Source organism: Ostreiculturibacter nitratireducens (assembly GCF_032670585.1).
GTDB lineage: Bacteria > Pseudomonadota > Alphaproteobacteria > Rhodobacterales > Rhodobacteraceae > Ostreiculturibacter > Ostreiculturibacter nitratireducens.
Map to the genome: position 1 here is coordinate 1,238,859 of NZ_JAVQHL010000002.1, position 17,286 is coordinate 1,256,144.

Below are 17,286 nucleotides of genomic sequence, written 5' to 3' on the forward strand. Positions count from 1 at the left end.
CCGCCTAGGCTCCGTCCGCGCCCGTTGCCGTGCGGGCTGCGCGGAGGGAGGTGCTCGGACGCTTCTGCGCGACCGCCTGCATTCGCCGCCGCATCAGCTTGCGCCAGATCGGCGGCAAGAGCGCGACGAGCGCCACAAGCGGCATCGGCGCCGGAAGGGTGGGGGAGGCGCCGCCCGGCGCCTCGGCTTCGTCGCTTCGGCTTGCCGGAACCGGATGCGCCTCGTGATCAGAGGGCCACGGCTGGCGCGGCCGTAGTGCCGCCGGAAGGATCCTGGGCGGCACCCATTCGTGCCTCGGGCCCAGGCTCTCGAACCTGTCGCTGTCGAGCTTCTGTCGCTGCATCCCGTAGTGCCGGACATAATCGCCGATCATGACGCCGGCGCGCACCACGGCCGCGAGCAGAAGAAGCGCCAGTGCAGCGCCAAGGCCGAAGACGATGCCTGCCGCCAGTACGACGCCGGCGCCGGCTCCGATCAGGACGAAATACGGATGCAACGTCGCCCGCTTCCGGCCGAGGCGCGGCTTCATCAGCACCTGCTCGATCTCCCACCCCGCGACGAGACCCTCGCTCCAGGACCGCGTGGCGAAGTTCCAGAAACCCTCGTCCACCTCGGCGGTCATCGGGTCGAAGGGCGTCGCGGCGAAGCGGTGGTGGATCAACCGATGGATCCGCGCGTAAGGTCCGCAGAGGAGCGAGACATGGACCGCAAGCCCAAGGTTCTGCCGCTTGCGCCGCCTGCTGTGGATGAGCTCATGGGCGGCCGTGAGCGAGACCTGACCGAAATACAGCGCGAAAGCCGCGAACATTGCACACCATTCGCCGAAGGACAGCCCCGACTTTCCGCCGAGCGCGAAAAGGGCGAACGCGAATACCGGGAAATGCAGCGCGGAAAGGGCCGCACCCGCGCGCTCCGCTCTTTCCCGCCGGTCACCTTCCTCCGCAGCTTCGGCCACCCGTGCGAAGAGGTCTTCAGGTCCGAGTGACACGGCGACCAGATAGATCAGCGCGATGAGCGCGAAGGCCCCACCAGCAATTCCGCCGAGCGCGAGCAGCGGGACCGCCAGAAGGATGGGCAGGCCGGCCATGGCCATTGGCGCGGTCATGTCCGCTCCAAGCTGATCGTCCGCCTTGACGCGACGGCGCTCGTCTTTCGCGGAGATGGGTTTGGTCACCTCGGCCGCCACTGTCTTCGCAACAAGATCGGCAAGCGGATCCACCTCCGGCCAGACCTCCGCCGGCTGTCGCAGTCGTCCTTGTGCCGCCTTTCCAGTCGCAGGCACCAATGCGGTGCTGGCTTCGGAGGCGGTGGACGCCTGCGGCTCGGCCACTTCCTGTGGCTGGTCGGCGTGCGCCTCGGCCGGTATCGCAACGTCGTGCCGGACTGCAGCCGCGTCGGACGTGTCGTCGGCGTCCTGCGGCTCAAGCTCGGCGGTCGGTAACTCGCCAGCTTCCGCGAAAGCCTGGAAATCCGGCTGCTCCGATCCGGCGCGGGTCGGCCCTTCCGTTTCGTCGGGGGCAGCCGAAGTCAGAGGGGCAGGGGGCGGACTGGTCGAGGTGTCGCTTGAAGCATCGGGCGGAGGCGCGGCGGTCCAACTCGGCTCCTCGGTTTCGGGTTCAGCCTCGGTCGAAATGGGCGGACCCGAGGTCGGCAACGGCTTCTCGGCCTCCGGTCCGGTTGTGCCCATATCGCCGGCGGCTTCAACGTATGCTTCGGGCTCTACCGTCGTCTGCCCCGCTCCCGTATCCGAAGCGTCCAGGGCGTCTGAACCGGCCGGCGCGGCAAGCACTGCTTCATCTTCATCCGATGCGCGAAGTTCGGTTTCGACGGACGGAGGTTCAGGTGCAAAGCGATCTTCTGCGGTGACGGGCGCGCTCACGCTCTCCGGCTCGGGGACGGCCGCTTCCCGGCAGGCTTCCCCGCCCGCCTCGCGGACGCCTTCCTCATCGGGGCTCTCGACGGCCCGGGCCGCCGCATCGTCCCCCTCGCCGGTTCCTCTGTCTTGGGGACCGGGAAGGGGCATTTCTTCCGGCGCGACATGCCCGGGACTTTCCGGGACCTCGAAAGCCGCGTCCAAGGAGCCCTGATCGCCTTCGCGTTCAGGGCCGCTCCCTTCCTCGGCCGTCCGGATTTCTTTCGCAGGGGCAGACAATCCGGCATCGGCCGGTGTCTCGTGGACTTCACCCTCTACGCCGTCCGGACCCGCCGGTTCCGGCGCGGGCGGCTCCTGCTGTGCCTCGACCACCCGCAGCGTCGGCGGGGCGGCGGGAGGTTCTGGCGATTGGCCCGCGGCGGCTCCGGCCCCGGGAGTGGCATTCTCTTCGCGGCCTTCACTCTCCGATTCCAGACTGGCGCCGCCGGATTCAAGCAGAAGGCGCCACGAAAAATCCGGCTCCTCCTCCGAATCCTCTGGCGTGGGCGCCTCGTCTTCAACGGCCTTCGCCTCATCCGGGCCGCTTGTTGCGCTTGTTGGAAGTTCAGGCGCGATCGCCGGGGCGGCGGGCTCCGGGATCTTTTCGGCTGTCGGTTCGGACGCGACGGATGCAGATTCGAAAAAGGGCTCGTCCGGCTCGGTCTCCGGGGGCGGTTCCACCGTTTCCTCGACGATCGGCGGAGCATCCTGCTCCGCGATCGGCAGAGTATCCGGCGTGACCGCATTGTCATGGGCAGGCGCTTCGGCCGACGGCTCCGCCGAGGCCTCAGCGTCCTCTTCCGGGTTGGCTTCCATCACCCGCGCAAGAAGATCGGCGTCGTCCTGACTCTGCTTCTCGGAACTGAGATCATCGCCGTCGCTCGACCGGGTGGCGTTATCTTCAGCGGATTTCCGGGCCGACCCGCGACCGAACCCGAGAATGCCGCCGACCAGTCCGCTGAGGAGGCCTTTTCCTCGCGGTTCTGGTTCTGCGGTGTCGGGGGGCGCAGCGGCTCCGGATTTCCCGGCTCCCTGCGCAGGCTCGGGTTCCCGGACGACCGGCTCATCTTCGGCCGCCTCCGGCTCCTCCTCCTCGAACAGCGCCCTGAAGCGCCGCTGCGAGTCGGTCATTGGCTGCGACCGGGCAGGAGCCTTCTGCGCGCCGCTTTCAGGCTGTGGCTCGGTCTCGTCCGCATGGCGCGCCGCCCGGTCCTCCGCCACGATGGCGGCGATGGCATCTTCGATGGAAAGGCCATCAAGGCTGGGCGTCGCGGCGGGTGCATCCCCGTCGCGTCCGGCCTGCCGCGATTTTCTGTCCTCGGGCGTCATCGAGCCGATAATACACGACCTTAACGGGAAATCATGTCTTTCCCGCGTTTTGAATGCCGATCGCCGTTGCACGGCCCCGATTGCGCGATGCTCCGCCGGCAAGCGCGGCATCCGGTGCCCCTCTGGCCCTTCCATCGCACGGCCGAAAGGACTACGTGGGAAATAACCGGACCAGTTGGGACTAGCGCCATGTCGTTCTTCGGCAAACTCAAGGACAGGCTCTTCAAGTCCTCCTCGAAGCTCGAGGAGGGGTTGGAAGCGATCGTGTCGGAAGGCGGCGCGGAGGAACCGGCGGAGCCGCAGGGCGCGGCGATCCCCGCCCCGGCAGGGGCTGTCGCGCGCGAGTGGCCAGGACGCGCGCAGGAGCCCGAGCCCGCGCCCGAGGTGCAGCCCGAGCCCGAAGAGGAACCGGAGCCCGAGCCCGAACCCGTACCGGAACCCGAACCTGAACCCGAGACAGAACCCGAACCGCTGCCCGAACCGGAGCCGGTGCCGATCCCGGAACCGGAGCCCCCGCGGCCGACGCGCGAGGTGCCCCCGCGCGCGCCCGAGGAAGTTCCCGCTCCGGGGCCCGAACAGGCTCCGCCCGCGCCGCTGGAACGGCCCTTGCCGCCGGCCGAAGTCCCCGGCGAGGCCCCCTTCGAGGTGCCGGGCGACATGCCCCCCGAAATCCCGACGATGAAGGCCGAGGTGCCCGCGCGCCGGTCCGGCCTCCTTGGCCGCCTCCTTGGCCGGGGCGAAGCGAGGACAGTGACGAAGCGCGTCCTTGACGACGCGATGCTCGAAAGCCTCGAGGAGCTTCTGATCCAGTCCGACATGGGCGTCGAAACCGCGCTCCGCGTGACCGCGAATCTCGCGGAGGGACGAATGGGCCGGAAGCTCTCCGTCGACGAGATCAAGCGTCTTCTCGCGACCGAGATCGAACGCATCATGGAGCCCGTCGCGCGGCCCCTTCCGCTTTACCCGACCAAGCCGCAGGTGGTGCTCGTCGTCGGCGTGAACGGTTCGGGCAAGACCACGACGATCGGCAAGCTCGCCAGCCAGTTCCGCGCTGCCGGCAAGAAGGTGGTCATCGCCGCCTGCGACACGTTCCGCGCGGCCGCCGTCGAACAGCTTCAGGTCTGGGGCGAGCGGGCAGGTGTTCCGGTCCTGACCGCCGCGCAGGGCACCGACCCGGCGAGCCTTGCCTTCGACGCGATGACGAAGGCGCAGGCCGAAGGCGCCGACCTTCTGCTGATCGATACCGCGGGACGCCTCCAGAACCGCCAGGACCTGATGGAGGAACTGGCGAAGATCGTCCGTGTCATCCGCAAGAAGGACCCCGACGCCCCGCACAACACGCTTCTCGTCCTTGACGCCACGACGGGCCAGAACGCGCTGAGCCAGGTGGAAATCTTCCGCAAACTCGCCGACGTCTCGGGCCTTGTCATGACGAAGCTCGACGGGACGGCGAAGGGCGGCGTTCTCGTGGCGCTCGCGGACAAGTTCGGCCTGCCGATCCACGCCATCGGCGTTGGCGAGCAGATCGACGACCTCCAACCCTTCGAACCGGAGGATTTCGCCCGCGCGCTGACGGGGCTTGCCGCTTGATCCACCCTTATTCGCCGGCCTCCGGCTTGTCGTGCGAACCACGCCCATGGATGCCGCGGCCCACGCCAATGGCCAGCGGCCAGGGGCGCACGCGCCGATGGACGACGAGCCCCGCCGCAAGCAACGCGAGCCATGGCGGGCCGGGCCCGCAGGCGATGCCGATCGCGTCGGCGAGAACCACCGTTAAGACCATCCGCGACAGAATGACCGGACAGGGCAGGGCCGGGAACGGATCCACGATATCGGCGAGGACGGTGTCCGGCATTTCGGGGGCAACTGCCCGATTCCGTGACAATTCCGTCGCCCCTGTCATTCCTGTCGGGGGCGCGGGATGAGTTCCTGGCTCGTTTCCCTGGAAGGGACGGAGGCCGGCCACGATCTCGCCCTCGGCCTTGCGCTGATGGCGGCGTTTCTTCACGCTCTCTTCGGCGCGTTGCAGAAGGGGCGGCACGACCCCTGGCTGTCAAGGGCGGCGATCGATGCGTCCTACGGGCTCATGGCGATGCCCTTCGCGCTCTTCGTCGTGCCCTGGCCCGAGCCGCACATGTGGCCGATCTTTGCAGGGGCCTTCGTGATCCACGTGGGTTACAAGCTTGCACAGGCCATGACTTATTCGCGCGGTGCCTTCACCGTCGTCTACCCCGTCGTGCGCGGCACCGGCCCCCTCTTCGCAGTGATCGGCGCGGGCCTGATCTTCGGCGAACACTTCACGCCCGGCCAGTGGCTCGGGGTGGCGGTGCTTCTCTCGGGCATCTTCGGGCTTGCCGCCTACAACCTCCGCCACGTCACGGTGGACCGCGATCGACTGGTTCCGGCGCTGGCACTCGCCGTCGTCACGGGCGGCTTCGTCGCGCTCTACACGACCTATGACGCATATGGCATTCGGGCGACGGCTGACCCCTTCACCTTCCTTGCGTGGTTCTTCATGATCGACGGTGTGTTCATGCCGGTCTATACCTTCCGCCGCTGGCGGCGGATTCCCTCTTCGGAGTTCGTGCCGCTCGTGGCGCGGGGGATGACCGGCGCGATAGTGGCTTTTCTGAGTTTCGGGGCGATCATGCTCGCCACGCGGCTCGACAAGGTGGGCGAGGCGGCCGTGCTGCGGGAGACCTCGACGGTCTTCGCGGCGGCGATCGGTTGGATCGTGCTGGGCGAAAAGGTGGGACCGCGGCGTCTTGCCCTGATGACTCTGATTGCGGCGGGTGCGGTGATCGTGGAATTTGCTGGATAGGATGATGGCAGAGAGAAAGATCAATCCCTGGGTGAAGCTCGGGCTGGAACTCGGCCCGGTGCTGGCCTTCTTCGCAGCCTATGTCGCGCTCAAGGACCGGACCTTCGTGATTGCCGGCACCGAGTATCGGGGCTTCATCCTGGCGACGGCCGGCTTCGTGCCGGTCATGGTCGCGGCGACGCTGGCGCTCTGGCGGCTGACGGGAAAGCTCGCCACGATGCAGGTCGTCACCCTTGTCCTCGTCGTCTTCTTCGGTGGTCTGACCGTCTGGCTCAATGACGGCGACTTCTTCAAGATCAAGGTGACGATCATCTACACGCTCTTCGCCGCCGTGCTCGGTTTCGGCCTGTTGCGCGGCCAGTCCTACCTCGCCCTCGTGATGGAGGACTTGGTGCCACTGCAGCGCGAGGGCTGGATGATCCTGACGCGCCGCCTGACCGCGTTCTTCGCGGGCCTCGCAATTCTGAACGAGGTGATCTGGCGCGGCTTTTCCGAACAGGCCTGGGTCTACTTCAAGACCTTCGGGCTAACGGCCGGTGTCTTCGTCTTCTTCATCGCGCAAGGTGGGCTACTGTCCCGCTACGCTGCGGAGGAGGCGGAAAAAAAGTGAGAAATGTCCGAGCTTTCCGAACTTCCGCCGCATTCGTCGGGATAACGGTAATGTGTCAGACCCGGTGATACGAAACGTGCTGTCCGTCCTGAGATACTGCCCGCCGCCGCCCCCGACCAAGGTCATTGCCTGGGCGGCGTTGCCGCTCCTCTACTTCTTTTTGCCGGCGGATGGCATGTCCTTCGATGACTACCACGTTTCGCGACTCGTGGCGGCGGTCGTCCTGCACCTGCCGTTCCTGCTCGTCGTGTCGCTCGTCAATCTCCTGCGTCACAAGGGCCAGCGTGACCGGCTTGTCATGGCCTCCATCGTCATCCTGTCGCTCCTGATCGCCGTGAACATCGACGCCATCCTGATCGTGTCGAACAGCGCCACGGCAGCGAAGCATATCCTGTCGGTTCTGGCGGGCTGCCTCATCGCTTTCCACCTGTGGGCCTTCTCCTTTCCCGATTTCCTGCGCGACTACTACGCCTGGCCCTGGTCGGGGCTGCCGAAGGGGATCGGCACCGCGGGCGTGATTCGGGCTTTCGGGCATGCTCTTGTCCTCCTCGCGAACGAGTTCCTGATCCCCGTTCTTCCCGACTCGGTGTGGGTAATCGCCGCGGCGCTTCTGCCGATCGTCGCCATCCTGATCTCGGATGCGGTGACGGTGCTCGTCCTATACTCGATGGGGCTGCGTCCGCGTGGCTACAAGGCGCCCGGATCGAGGGCGTGAGAACCAGATCGGGCGCGGTCCAGGGGAATCTGCCCGCGTGGCTGCCCCTGGGGGCCGATTCCCGGACCTCACGTCCTTTCCACGAAGAGTTGACCCGATGGGCGCTTTGCGTTACCTCGCGCGCCGTGGCGATTTGTTCACCGGATTGCGGGCCACGTAAAACAAGCCGCTAAAGAGGTTGGAGGTCGCGTGACAGCCCCCATCCGATTCCGGTGGGGGCTTTTTGTTGCCGGAGGCAAAGATGACCGACTGGAAGACGCGCACGAAACTCGTGCATACGGGCGCCCGCCGCAGCCAGTACGGCGAGATGAGCGAAGCGATCTTCCTCACCCAGGGCTTCGTCTACGATACGGCAGAGCAGGCCGAGGCGCGGTTCATCAAGACGGGCGAGGACGAATTCATCTATGCCCGCTACGGCAATCCGACCGTCCGGATGTTCGAGGATCGCATCGCCGCCATCGAGGGCACCGAGGACGCCTTCGCAACGGCTTCCGGCATGGCCGCCGTCAATGCCGCGCTGACCTCTCTCGTGAAGGCGGGCGACCACGTCGTCGCTGCACGCGCTCTGTTCGGCTCCTGTCTATACATCCTCGAGATTCTCGGCCGCTTCGGTGTCGAGGTGACGTTGGTCGACGGCACCGACCTGTCGCAATGGGAAGGCGCCGTGCGCGAGGACACCAAGGCGGTGTTCCTCGAGTCGGTTTCGAACCCTACCCTCGAAGTCATCGACCTGAAATCGGTTTCGGCCATCGCCCACGCCAAGGGCGCGCTCGTCATCGTGGACAACGTCTTCGCGACGCCCACTTTCTCCCGGGCGGTGGAACTGGGCGCCGATGTCGTCGTCTACTCCGCGACGAAGCATATCGACGGTTCGGGCCGCTGCCTCGGCGGCGTCATCTGCGGCACGACGGACTACATCCGCAAGGTCGTGGAGCCCTACCTCAAGCACACGGGCGGCGCGATGAGCCCGTTCAACGCCTGGGTCATGCTGAAGGGGATGGAGACGCTCGACCTCCGCGTCCGCGCGCAAGCCGCGAACGCGCAAGGGGTCGCCGAGGCGCTGGAAGGCCATCCGGCGGTTTCACAGGTGCTCTATCCGGGGCTGAAGTCGCACGCCCAGCACGCGCTGGCGATGGAGCAGATGGGGGCAGGGGGGACGGTCGTCTCCTTCGACCTGGAAGGCGGCAAGGAAGCGGCCTTCCGGTTCCTCAACGCGCTCGAGATCGTGAAGATCTCCAACAACCTCGGTGACGCGAAGTCGATCATCACGCACCCGGCGACGACGACGCATCAGCGGCTCCCGGAGGATCAGAAGGCACTGTTGGGAATCACGCCGGGCCTCGTGCGATTGTCACTCGGAATTGAAGATCTGGAAGATATCCTCGCAGACATCCGTGGGGCGCTTTCTGTGATCTGATGTCGGTTCTGCAACGTAATGCTGCGCAGAGCGTATTGGACAGAAGATGGACCGTCCCCACATAATGGGTGACCGGCGAGAGGAGACGCCCGATGAACATGCATCCGAAAAGCGCCGACGGTGTTCCGCATCGCGAGGAAGCGGAGGAGGCTCTGGAGACCCTCCGCCGTTGGGCGGAGGGTGCCAGCGTGACCGAGATCGCGGCGCTTGATCCGGCCATTTCCCGGCTGCTGCCCGGGCGCGAGCTGTCGAACTATCCCGCGCTCTCTCGCAAGTATCCCGGGGATTTCACGCCGGACGAGCGGTACAAGGCCTCGATGCCTGACCTGCAGAACGGCCCTGCGAGCCTGATCGTTGGCGCCCGCACGCAGATCCAGCATGTCGGCATCTCGAACTTCCGCCTGCCGATCCGCTACCACACCCGCGACAACGGCGACGTTACGCTCGAAACCTCGGTGACGGGCACGGTGAGCCTCGAGGCGGAGAAGAAGGGCATCAACATGAGCCGCATCATGCGGTCCTTCTATGCCCATGCCGAGCGGACCTTCAGCTATGACGTGATGGAGGCCGCGCTCGACGACTACAAGGCCGACCTCGAAAGCTTCGACGCGCGGCTGCAGATGCGCTTCTCGTTCCCGGTGAAGGTCGCCTCGCTGCGGTCCGGCCTCGCGGGCTGGCAGTATTACGACATCGCGCTTGAACTCGCCGAAGCCGCAGGCGTCCGCAAGCAGATCATCCACCTCGACTACGTCTACTCCTCGACCTGCCCCTGCTCGCTCGAACTGTCGGAACATGCCCGCGAGATGCGCGGCCAGCTGGCCACGCCGCATTCGCAGCGCTCGGTCGCGCGCATCTCGGTGGTCACCGAGGGGCCGCGCTGCCTCTGGTTCGAGGACATCATCGACATGGCGCGTGCCGCCGTGCCGACCGAAACGCAGGTCATGGTGAAGCGCGAGGACGAACAGGCCTTCGCGGAACTCAACGCCGCGAACCCGATCTTCGTCGAGGATGCCGCTCGGAGCTTCGCCGCACGGCTTCTGGCCGATCCGCGCGTGGGCGACTTCCGCATCGTAGCCTCTCACCAGGAAAGCCTGCACAGCCATGACGCGGTGAGCGTCCTGACCGAGGGCCCGACCTTCGCCTCCGAAAGCCTCGATCCGCGGCTGTTCGCGACACTCCACCATGTCGGCTGACGCAAGATCGCCTGGGTCCCGGGGGCGTATGGCCCTTGGGCCGCTTTACGGTCTTGCCGGGAGAAATGGGACGCACGGCTAGGCTAAGCGCGCTTGACAGCGCAGCGGGCCGAGGCCAAGCGTTGGCCCATGCTGGACCTGCGCCCAATCGGTTACGTGATAGGCCTTCTCGTCGCCGTTCTTGGGCTGACGATGCTGATCCCGCTCGCCTGTGACCTCTATTACGACAACGGCCACTGGCCGGTCTTCTTCGAAAGCGCCGTGATTACCTCGGTGGCGGGCGGCCTGATGGCACTGTCCACCGCCAACGTGGCCTCCGGTCGGCTGACCCTCCAGCAGAATTTCCTTCTCGCCTCGAGCGTATGGATCGCTCTCCCGCTATTCGGGGCGATTCCGTTCGTCCTCGGGGCCACCGAAGCGCGGACGGTGGACGCAGTCTTCGAGGCGATGTCCGGGCTGACGACAACCGGATCGACGGTCTTCAGCGGGCTCGACAATCTGCCTGAGGGCCTCCTGCTCTGGCGTTCGATGCTGCAATGGTTCGGGGGGATCGGGATCATCGTGGTGGCGATGGTGTTCCTGCCGGAACTCCGTGTCGGCGGCATGCAGATCTTCCGCTCGGAGGCGTTCGAAACGAGCGGCAAGGTGCTTCCCCGAGCCGCCCAGATCGCGGCGCGGATCTCCGCCGCCTATGTCGGGCTGACGCTCGCTTGCCACCTGTCCTACCTAGCTGTCGGCATGAATGGGTTCGAGGCGCTCAACCATTCGCTGACGACCATGTCCACGGGCGGTTTCTCGACCTACGACGCTTCCTTCGGGCGGTTCCAGGGGCCGGCGGAATACCTCGCCTCGATCTTCATGGTGCTCGCGAGCCTTCCGTTCGTGCGCTACGTGCAGATGATGTCGGGGACGGTACAGCCGCTGCTCAGCGACGTTCAGGTCAGGGGCTTCCTCTGGACGATCCTCGCCCTCGTGGGCGCGATCACCGCCTTCCGGATCATCGTCAACGACGACCATGCCGAACATGCCTTCCGAGAGGCGCTGTTCAACGTGACCTCGATCATCACCGGAACAGGCTACGCCAGCGTCGATTACCAGCTCTGGGGGGCTTTCCCGGTCGTTCTCTTCTTCTTCCTCGGCCTGATCGGCGGTTGCGCAGGTTCGACCTGCTGTTCGGTCAAGATCTTCCGCTACCAGCTGCTCATCGCGGCGATCGGAGCCCAAATCCGCAAGATCCACTCGCCGAACGGGGTCTTCGTGCCCCGCTACGACGGACGCCCCGTGACCGAAGACGTGATATCCTCGGTCATGGCCTTTTTCGTGATCTTCATCCTGTCGCTCGGCGTCTTCGCGGCGCTTCTGTCCATGACCGGGCTCGATCTCGTGACCTCGATCTCGGGCGCGGCGACAGCGATCGCGAATATCGGGCCGGGGCTGGGCGAGATCATCGGGCCGGCCGGGAACTTCACCACGATCAACGACCCGGCGAAGTGGATGCTCACCGTGGCGATGTTCCTCGGGCGGCTGGAGCTTCTGGTGGTGATGGTCGTGTTCCTGCCCCGGTTCTGGAGGGCATGATGCACAGGCCCCTCGGCGCGCAGATCTCCCACATGTTGCGGGGGCGCGGGGTCGAGGTGATCTTCGGCATCCCCGGCGTCCACAACATCGAGCTTTACCGCGGCATCGAGGAGGCTGGCATACGCCACGTCCTCGCTCGGCACGAGCAGGGCGCAGGCTTCATGGCAGACGGCTATGCCCGCGCGACGGGCCGGCCAGGGGTCGCCTATGTCATCACGGGGCCGGGGCTCACGAACATCCTGACACCGCTGGGCCAGGCCTTTTCGGACAGCGTGCCGGTTCTGGCCATCTCGTCCTGCCTTGATGAGACCGCCGGCAGGCGCGGGCAGCTGCACCAGATGCGCGATCAGGAAGGCGCGGCCGCGATGGTGTGCGACTGGTCACACACGGCGCGCGACGCGCGCGCGATCTATGCGCTGATCGACCGGGCCTTCGCGGAATTCGCGTCGACCCGGCCACGGCCGAAGCATGTGCAGGTGCCGATCGGCGCCCTTGGAACTCTGGCGGAGCCGGCCCCGCCGCCGTCTCCTGATCCGAGCACCCCCGAGGCGCCCGACCTAGCCGCGGCAGTTTCGATGATCTCCGCCGCGCGGCGGCCGCTTTTCCTCTTCGGCGGCGGGGCGAAGGGGGGCTTCCGCGCGGCGCGCACCCTACTGGCACGCCGGCAGGCGGCGAGTTTCACGACCTATGCGGGTCGCGGCATCGTCGCCCCGGACGATCCGCTGGCCTTCGGTTCGTTCCTGGCCCGTCCCGACAGCGCGGGCGTTTTCACGCGCGCCGATCTGGTCGTGGCGGTCGGCACCGAGATCGCGGAGGTGGACCTCTGGCGTCCCTCGCCGGGCCATTCCTGCAAGCTGATCCGGGTGGATGTCGACCCCGAGCAGCTTGCAGGTGCGGATTTGCCGATCCTCGGCGATGCGGCGAAGGTTCTTCGGGCGCTTGCAGAGGCCCTGCCTGAGGGCAGGTCCGACTGGACCCCGGCCGAGGTCGCCGCCGCCCGCGCGCGCTTCCGGGCAGAAACCGATGCCGAACGTCCGGGCATCGTGCCCATGGCCGAGGCCCTCCGCGCGGCGCTGCCGGAAGACGTGACGGTCTATTCCGACATGACGCAGTTCGCCTATGTCGCGAAGGAGGTCTGGGACATGCCCGCGCCCGGCCTCTGGCATCACCCCTTCGGCTTCGGCACCCTGGGCTACGCGCTTCCCGCCGCGATCGGCGGCAAGATCGGCAGACCCGAGAACCCGGTCATCGCCGTCGCGGGCGATTACGGCTTTCAGTACACGATCCAGGAACTCGGCACGGCCGTGGAACTCGGTTTGCCGTTGCCCATTCTGCTTTGGGACAATGGCAAGCTGAAGGAGATCGAGGAAAGCATGCAGCGCGCCCAGATCGCCCCCAACGCGGTGATCGCGCGCAATCCGGATTTCCTCGCGCTCGCCCGGGCCTATGGCGCGCGGGCAGAACGGCCGGCGTCGCTTTCGGGACTATGCGACGCCGTGCTCCGGGCCCTCCGCGCCGATGGTCCGACGCTCATTCACATGACGCCGGACCTTGCGGGCTGAACGCCGGCTCACTCCCAGCACGACACGAGGACGGTCATCCCCAGCGCGAGTTGCGTCAGATCCTCCGGCGCCATCGAGCCGTTCTCCTGTGACTGCGACGCCGTCACTCCAGCCGTCGTCAGGGCGGCCGCGATCGCATCGGAATCCACGGCGAAGCCCACGCCTGCGGGCAGTACGCGCCCTCCGGACTGGCTCCGCGGCAAGAGCATCCCGAGAACCGCTCCGGTCGTGTCGAAGACCGGCCCGCCCGCATCCCCCGGCAACGCGGCGAGAGCGAGACGCGCCAGCGTATCCTCTCCCTGAAGGCCCTTGGCCTCGGCGAAACTGCCGAAGGTCATCACCGGCGCGGTCAGCGCGCCTTCGTAGGAATAGCCCGCGACCGCGATTTCCGAATTCGGCCGGGGCGCCTCCATCCGAAGCGTGGCGTGCGAAGCCGGGGCGAGCGGCTCCGCCGGTTTCAGGACGGCAAGGCCAAGCGCGGGGTCGGTCAGCGCCACGTTGGCATCGACGCCGTCGATCGTGACCCGACCGCACTTCGCCACAACCTCCGACGTGGTCAGGACCGTCCCCTCCGCATCCACGTAGAACCCGGTCCGCGACAGGACCGGCTCGCGCACTTCCAGTCCGGACAGGAGCCCGGCCCGCGATTCCGCCGAGGCGGTGTTCGCGACATCGCCAAGCGCTCTGTCACCGATCGGCGCGAAGCTCGACTTCATCGCGGCCATCACCTTGTCGGCGCGGGGCGTGTCCTCAGGCCGCCAGACCAGCGTGAAGCCCTTGATCATCCCGTCGCGGAGTTCCGCCTGGGTGTAGGATTGCAGCCGGTCGTTCTGGCCGGTGAGCGTGAACGAGGTCGTCTGACGCTCCCGCGCCCCTTCCAGGGGCACGATCTCGAGCGTCTGCATGATGTCGTAGAGCGCGTAGAGCGAGGTCTCGTCCCCATGCTGGGAAATCAGCAGGATGCGCACGCCGGAGCCATCTTTTTCGGTGAAATGGGCGAAGGGCGGTTCGTACCGATCGAACCGGACCATCGCCATCGGGATCTGGACTTCGATCCCGGCCAGGTCGTCTCGGTAGGTTTCAAGTCCGAGCGCCGCCTGGTCTGTGCGGTAGTCCGCAAGGAGCTTCGTCCGCTGGCGTGTGGTCAGGACGCCCGTGGGCTCCAGCCCCTCCGCTTCTTGCCAGGCAGCCATGCTGAACCGCGTTCCGCGGCCGAATGCGCCGTCGATCCCGGCGTTGTAGTAGCCGAACCACGACAGCGCCGTCTGGATCATCATCCGCTCTTCGGCCGACAGCGCCGCCTCGCTCGCGCGGGCCTCGCTTGGCGTCTCCTCGGGTAGTTCGACTGGGGCCAGCACGGTCTCCTCCGGTTGGGCGACCACTTCCTGCGGCGGTTCCGCTTCGATGGCCGGTCCGGCGACGGGGGGCGGCAGCGTGGCGCCCGCTGGCCAGAACTGGCGCTGGTAACGCCTTCCGTCGGATACGAAGCTGTCCGGCGGGATGAGCCGTTCCGCCGACAGGACACGCAACTGCTGTGTCGCTTCGGCCCGTGTGAACGGGCCGAGCGCGATCGCGTACCAGCCCGTCGGCAAGGTGAAGCCGCTGACGTTCGGGTAGACCGCGGCATAGGCGCGCGCCCGTTCTTCAGCTTCGGACAGCGAGGATAATGCCTCGATCTGGACCCAGGATTGCTGCGCCGTTGCCGCGCCTGCGAAAACCGACCAGAAGGTCAATGCAAAAACCCAAAAAACACGCGTCATTCCAAAGCTCATTCCTTGCCTGTCCGTCGCGGCCCGTGCTTTCCGGGCCGTGACCGCCACCGAACCTAGCAGGATCGCCGCCGGCGTCACCTGAAAATCCCTTGAGGCGCGATTGACCGTCCCGCGCCTGTTGCCTATTGAGAACGCGCTTTCGCGCGAGGAGAGACCAAGAATGCCGAACGCCACCCCGAGGTCGTTCCAGGAGATCATCCTCAGGCTCCAGAACTACTGGGCCGAGAATGGCTGCGCGGTGCTTCAGCCCTACGACATGGAAGTGGGCGCGGGCACCTTCCACCCGGCCACGACGCTTCGCGCGCTGGGCACCCGCCCGTGGGCGGCGGCCTATGTGCAACCCTCGCGCCGACCGACCGACGGGCGCTACGGCGAGAACCCGAACCGGCTGCAGCACTACTACCAGTACCAGGTCCTCATCAAACCCTCGCCTCCGAACCTGCAGGAGCTTTACCTCGGTTCGCTCGACGCGATCGGGATCGACACGTCGCTCCATGACATCCGTTTCGTCGAGGACGACTGGGAAAGCCCGACGCTCGGCGCCTGGGGGCTCGGCTGGGAAGTCTGGTGCGACGGGATGGAAGTTTCGCAGTTCACGTATTTCCAGCAGGTCGGCGGGCATGACTGCCACCCGGTTTCCGGGGAACTGACCTATGGTCTGGAACGGCTCGCCATGTATGTCCTCGGCGTCAGCCACGTGATGGACATGCCCTTCAACGACCCGGACGCGCCGATTCCGCTGACCTATGGCGACGTGTTCCGCCAGACGGAACAGGAATACTCGCGCTGGAACTTCGACCAGGCCGACACCGCGATGCTGTTGCAGCACTTCGAGGACGCCGAGGCGGAATGCGAACGCATTCTGTCGGCCCAGCCCGAGGACGGCGCGGGCCGCAGGATCACGATGGCGCACCCGGCCTATGACCAGTGCATCAAGGCCTCGCACCTCTTCAATCTCCTCGACGCGAGGGGCGTGATCTCGGTGACGGAGCGGCAAGCCTATATCGGTCGCGTCCGCGCGCTTGCGAAGAAATGCGCCGACGCTTTCGTGACCACCGAGGCCGGGGGGGCGACGGCGTGAGCCATGGCAAACTGGCGGCGGGGTTCATCGTGCTGACGGCGCTGGCCGCAGGGGCGGCGATCTATTACCTCCAGGTCTATGCCTACTATGAACCGATCCCGGCCTCGGCGTCGGCCGCGCAGATCCGGCTCGTTTCCGTCGCGACCGGCCTGCCCGAAATGATCCCGGCCGAGGATTTCGAAGGGATCGACGCGGAGAGTTCGCCGCTTCGCTTCCGCGGCTGCTTTTCGACCTCGGTCTCGCTCGCAACCCTGACCGAGACCTACGCCGTATATGAGGACCCTACGCCGCTCGTCGCGCCGTCCTGGTTCTCCTGCTTCGACGCCGAGCGCATCGGTACCGACCTCGAAACCGGCGACGCCGTCGCCTTCCTGTCCGAAGCAAACCTTCATCCGGGTGTGGACCGCGTCGTTGCCGTCTATCCCGACGGCCGCGCCTTTGCCTGGCACCAGTTGGCGCCGGGTGCAACGGAATGATCGGACGAGGGGGAACAAATGGCCAAGCTTGATCTCGACTTCCGGCGCCAACTTCAATTCCGCCTGCACAACCTTGCCGCCAGATTCGGCATCGGTGACCGGAAGCCCGTGGCCGTACGCCTTGAGGGTGACTCCTACATCGTCACGACCGAGGGGCGCGAAGTCATTGTTCCGTCCGCGATGCGCTGGAAATTCTATCGTCGGGGCTGGAACAAACGCCTCGACCGTTTGCGCCGGCAATTCGGTGTTGGCGATCCGATGACGGTCGAGCCGGGCGAGACCGTGATAGACGTGGGCGCGAACGTCGGGGAATTCTCTCTGGCGGTGGCCGCGCGCGGCGCTCGGGTATTCGCGATAGAAGGCGACCCGAAGGTCTTCGAATGCCTCACCCGGAATATCGCCGGCGTGAAGGAGATCACGCCCGAGCAAGCGCTGATCTGGCGCACGGAAGAGACCCTCACCTTCTACTCCGTGCCGCACAAGGCCGACAGTTCGATCTTCAAGCCCGTCTCTGACGAGGGAGTCCAGGCAATCTCCTTGCCGGCGACGACCCTCGATCGGTTTGCAGAGCGTCACGGGATCGAAAGCGTTGCCCTGCTCAAGTGTGACGCTGAAGGTGCAGAACCGGAGGTGATCGAGGGCGGCCGCGACCTCTTGTCCCGCACCCGCCAGGTTGCCTTCGATACCGGGCCTGAACGGATGGGCCAGGAAACATCCGCAGATGTCGAACGCCTCCTTGCCGAACTCGGGTTCAGTGTCACGCACGAAACCCGTCTCGGTCGCAAGATCACATTTGGCCGCCGCGCCACCTGACAGGACG

14 protein-coding genes and 1 riboswitch are annotated in these 17,286 nt (G+C 66.3%); of the genes, 11 read left to right on the forward strand and 3 right to left on the reverse strand.

Features of this window, described 5'->3' with window-relative positions:
• Positions 1-4: 4 nt before the first annotated feature.
• Positions 5-3,241: a fatty acid desaturase gene (locus ABCN56_RS13425; RefSeq protein WP_343081299.1), complete on the reverse strand. Its 3,237-nt coding sequence runs from the start codon at positions 3,239-3,241 to the stop codon at positions 5-7.
• Between the two features lie 189 nt (positions 3,242-3,430).
• Between ABCN56_RS13425 and ftsY the strand changes: the two genes are divergently transcribed.
• Positions 3,431-4,831 (forward strand): signal recognition particle-docking protein FtsY, encoded by a 1,401-nt coding sequence (ftsY, locus tag ABCN56_RS13430; RefSeq protein WP_343081300.1) that lies wholly within the window; start codon positions 3,431-3,433, stop codon positions 4,829-4,831.
• A gap of 7 nt (positions 4,832-4,838) precedes the next feature.
• On the opposite strand, the gene ABCN56_RS13435 is transcribed toward ftsY, so the two are convergent.
• Positions 4,839-5,096 carry a hypothetical protein gene (locus ABCN56_RS13435; RefSeq protein WP_343081301.1) on the reverse strand — a complete coding sequence of 86 codons (258 nt, stop codon included), beginning with the start codon at positions 5,094-5,096 and terminating at the stop codon, positions 4,839-4,841.
• A 66-nt stretch (positions 5,097-5,162) separates the two neighbouring features.
• Here ABCN56_RS13435 and ABCN56_RS13440 point away from each other — a divergent pair, with 66 nt between their 5' ends.
• The 7 genes from ABCN56_RS13440 to ABCN56_RS13470 all read left to right on the forward strand — a co-directional run bounded on the left by ABCN56_RS13440 (position 5,163) and on the right by ABCN56_RS13470 (position 13,137).
• Positions 5,163-6,062: an EamA family transporter gene (locus ABCN56_RS13440; protein WP_343081302.1), complete on the forward strand. Its 900-nt coding sequence runs from the start codon at positions 5,163-5,165 to the stop codon at positions 6,060-6,062.
• Between the two features lie 4 nt (positions 6,063-6,066).
• On the forward strand, positions 6,067-6,672 hold the full coding sequence (locus tag ABCN56_RS13445; RefSeq protein WP_343081303.1) for an inner membrane-spanning protein YciB: 606 nt from the start codon (positions 6,067-6,069) through the stop codon (positions 6,670-6,672).
• Positions 6,673-6,724: 52 nt separating this feature from the next.
• The gene (locus ABCN56_RS13450; RefSeq protein WP_343081304.1) at positions 6,725-7,387 is read left to right on the forward strand and encodes a hypothetical protein; all 663 of its coding nucleotides are present in this window, start codon (positions 6,725-6,727) and stop codon (positions 7,385-7,387) included.
• 115 nt (positions 7,388-7,502) lie between these two features.
• Positions 7,503-7,581: riboswitch (SAM riboswitch) on the forward strand.
• A gap of 47 nt (positions 7,582-7,628) precedes the next feature.
• Positions 7,629-8,804, forward strand: coding sequence for an O-succinylhomoserine sulfhydrylase (metZ, locus tag ABCN56_RS13455; RefSeq protein ID WP_343081305.1), 1,176 nt, complete (start codon positions 7,629-7,631; stop codon positions 8,802-8,804).
• A 92-nt stretch (positions 8,805-8,896) separates the two neighbouring features.
• Complete coding sequence (folE2, locus tag ABCN56_RS13460; protein ID WP_343081306.1) at positions 8,897-9,997, forward strand: GTP cyclohydrolase FolE2; 1,101 nt, start codon at positions 8,897-8,899, stop codon at positions 9,995-9,997.
• A 129-nt stretch (positions 9,998-10,126) separates the two neighbouring features.
• The gene (locus ABCN56_RS13465; protein ID WP_343081307.1) at positions 10,127-11,575 is read left to right on the forward strand and encodes a TrkH family potassium uptake protein; all 1,449 of its coding nucleotides are present in this window, start codon (positions 10,127-10,129) and stop codon (positions 11,573-11,575) included.
• A complete protein-coding gene (locus ABCN56_RS13470) occupies positions 11,575-13,137 on the forward strand; it encodes a 5-guanidino-2-oxopentanoate decarboxylase (protein WP_343081308.1) in 1,563 nt (520 codons plus the stop codon). The genes ABCN56_RS13465 and ABCN56_RS13470 overlap by 1 nt, the downstream gene beginning before the upstream one ends.
• A gap of 8 nt (positions 13,138-13,145) precedes the next feature.
• Here ABCN56_RS13470 and ABCN56_RS13475 read toward each other — a convergent pair whose 3' ends face one another.
• Positions 13,146-14,897 (reverse strand): serine protease, encoded by a 1,752-nt coding sequence (locus ABCN56_RS13475; RefSeq protein ID WP_343081309.1) that lies wholly within the window; start codon positions 14,895-14,897, stop codon positions 13,146-13,148.
• Between the two features lie 172 nt (positions 14,898-15,069).
• Here ABCN56_RS13475 and ABCN56_RS13480 point away from each other — a divergent pair, with 172 nt between their 5' ends.
• Genes ABCN56_RS13480 through ABCN56_RS13490 form a run of 3 tightly spaced genes read left to right on the forward strand, consistent with a single transcriptional unit; the run spans position 15,070 to position 17,279 of the window.
• Positions 15,070-15,990 carry a glycine--tRNA ligase subunit alpha gene (locus ABCN56_RS13480; RefSeq protein WP_343081310.1) on the forward strand — a complete coding sequence of 307 codons (921 nt, stop codon included), beginning with the start codon at positions 15,070-15,072 and terminating at the stop codon, positions 15,988-15,990.
• On the forward strand, positions 15,987-16,466 hold the full coding sequence (locus ABCN56_RS13485) for a DUF6446 family protein (protein WP_343081311.1): 480 nt from the start codon (positions 15,987-15,989) through the stop codon (positions 16,464-16,466). Before ABCN56_RS13480 ends, ABCN56_RS13485 begins: the two co-directional genes overlap by 4 nt.
• A gap of 18 nt (positions 16,467-16,484) precedes the next feature.
• On the forward strand, positions 16,485-17,279 hold the full coding sequence (locus tag ABCN56_RS13490; protein ID WP_343081312.1) for an FkbM family methyltransferase: 795 nt from the start codon (positions 16,485-16,487) through the stop codon (positions 17,277-17,279).
• Positions 17,280-17,286 lie beyond the last annotated feature (7 nt).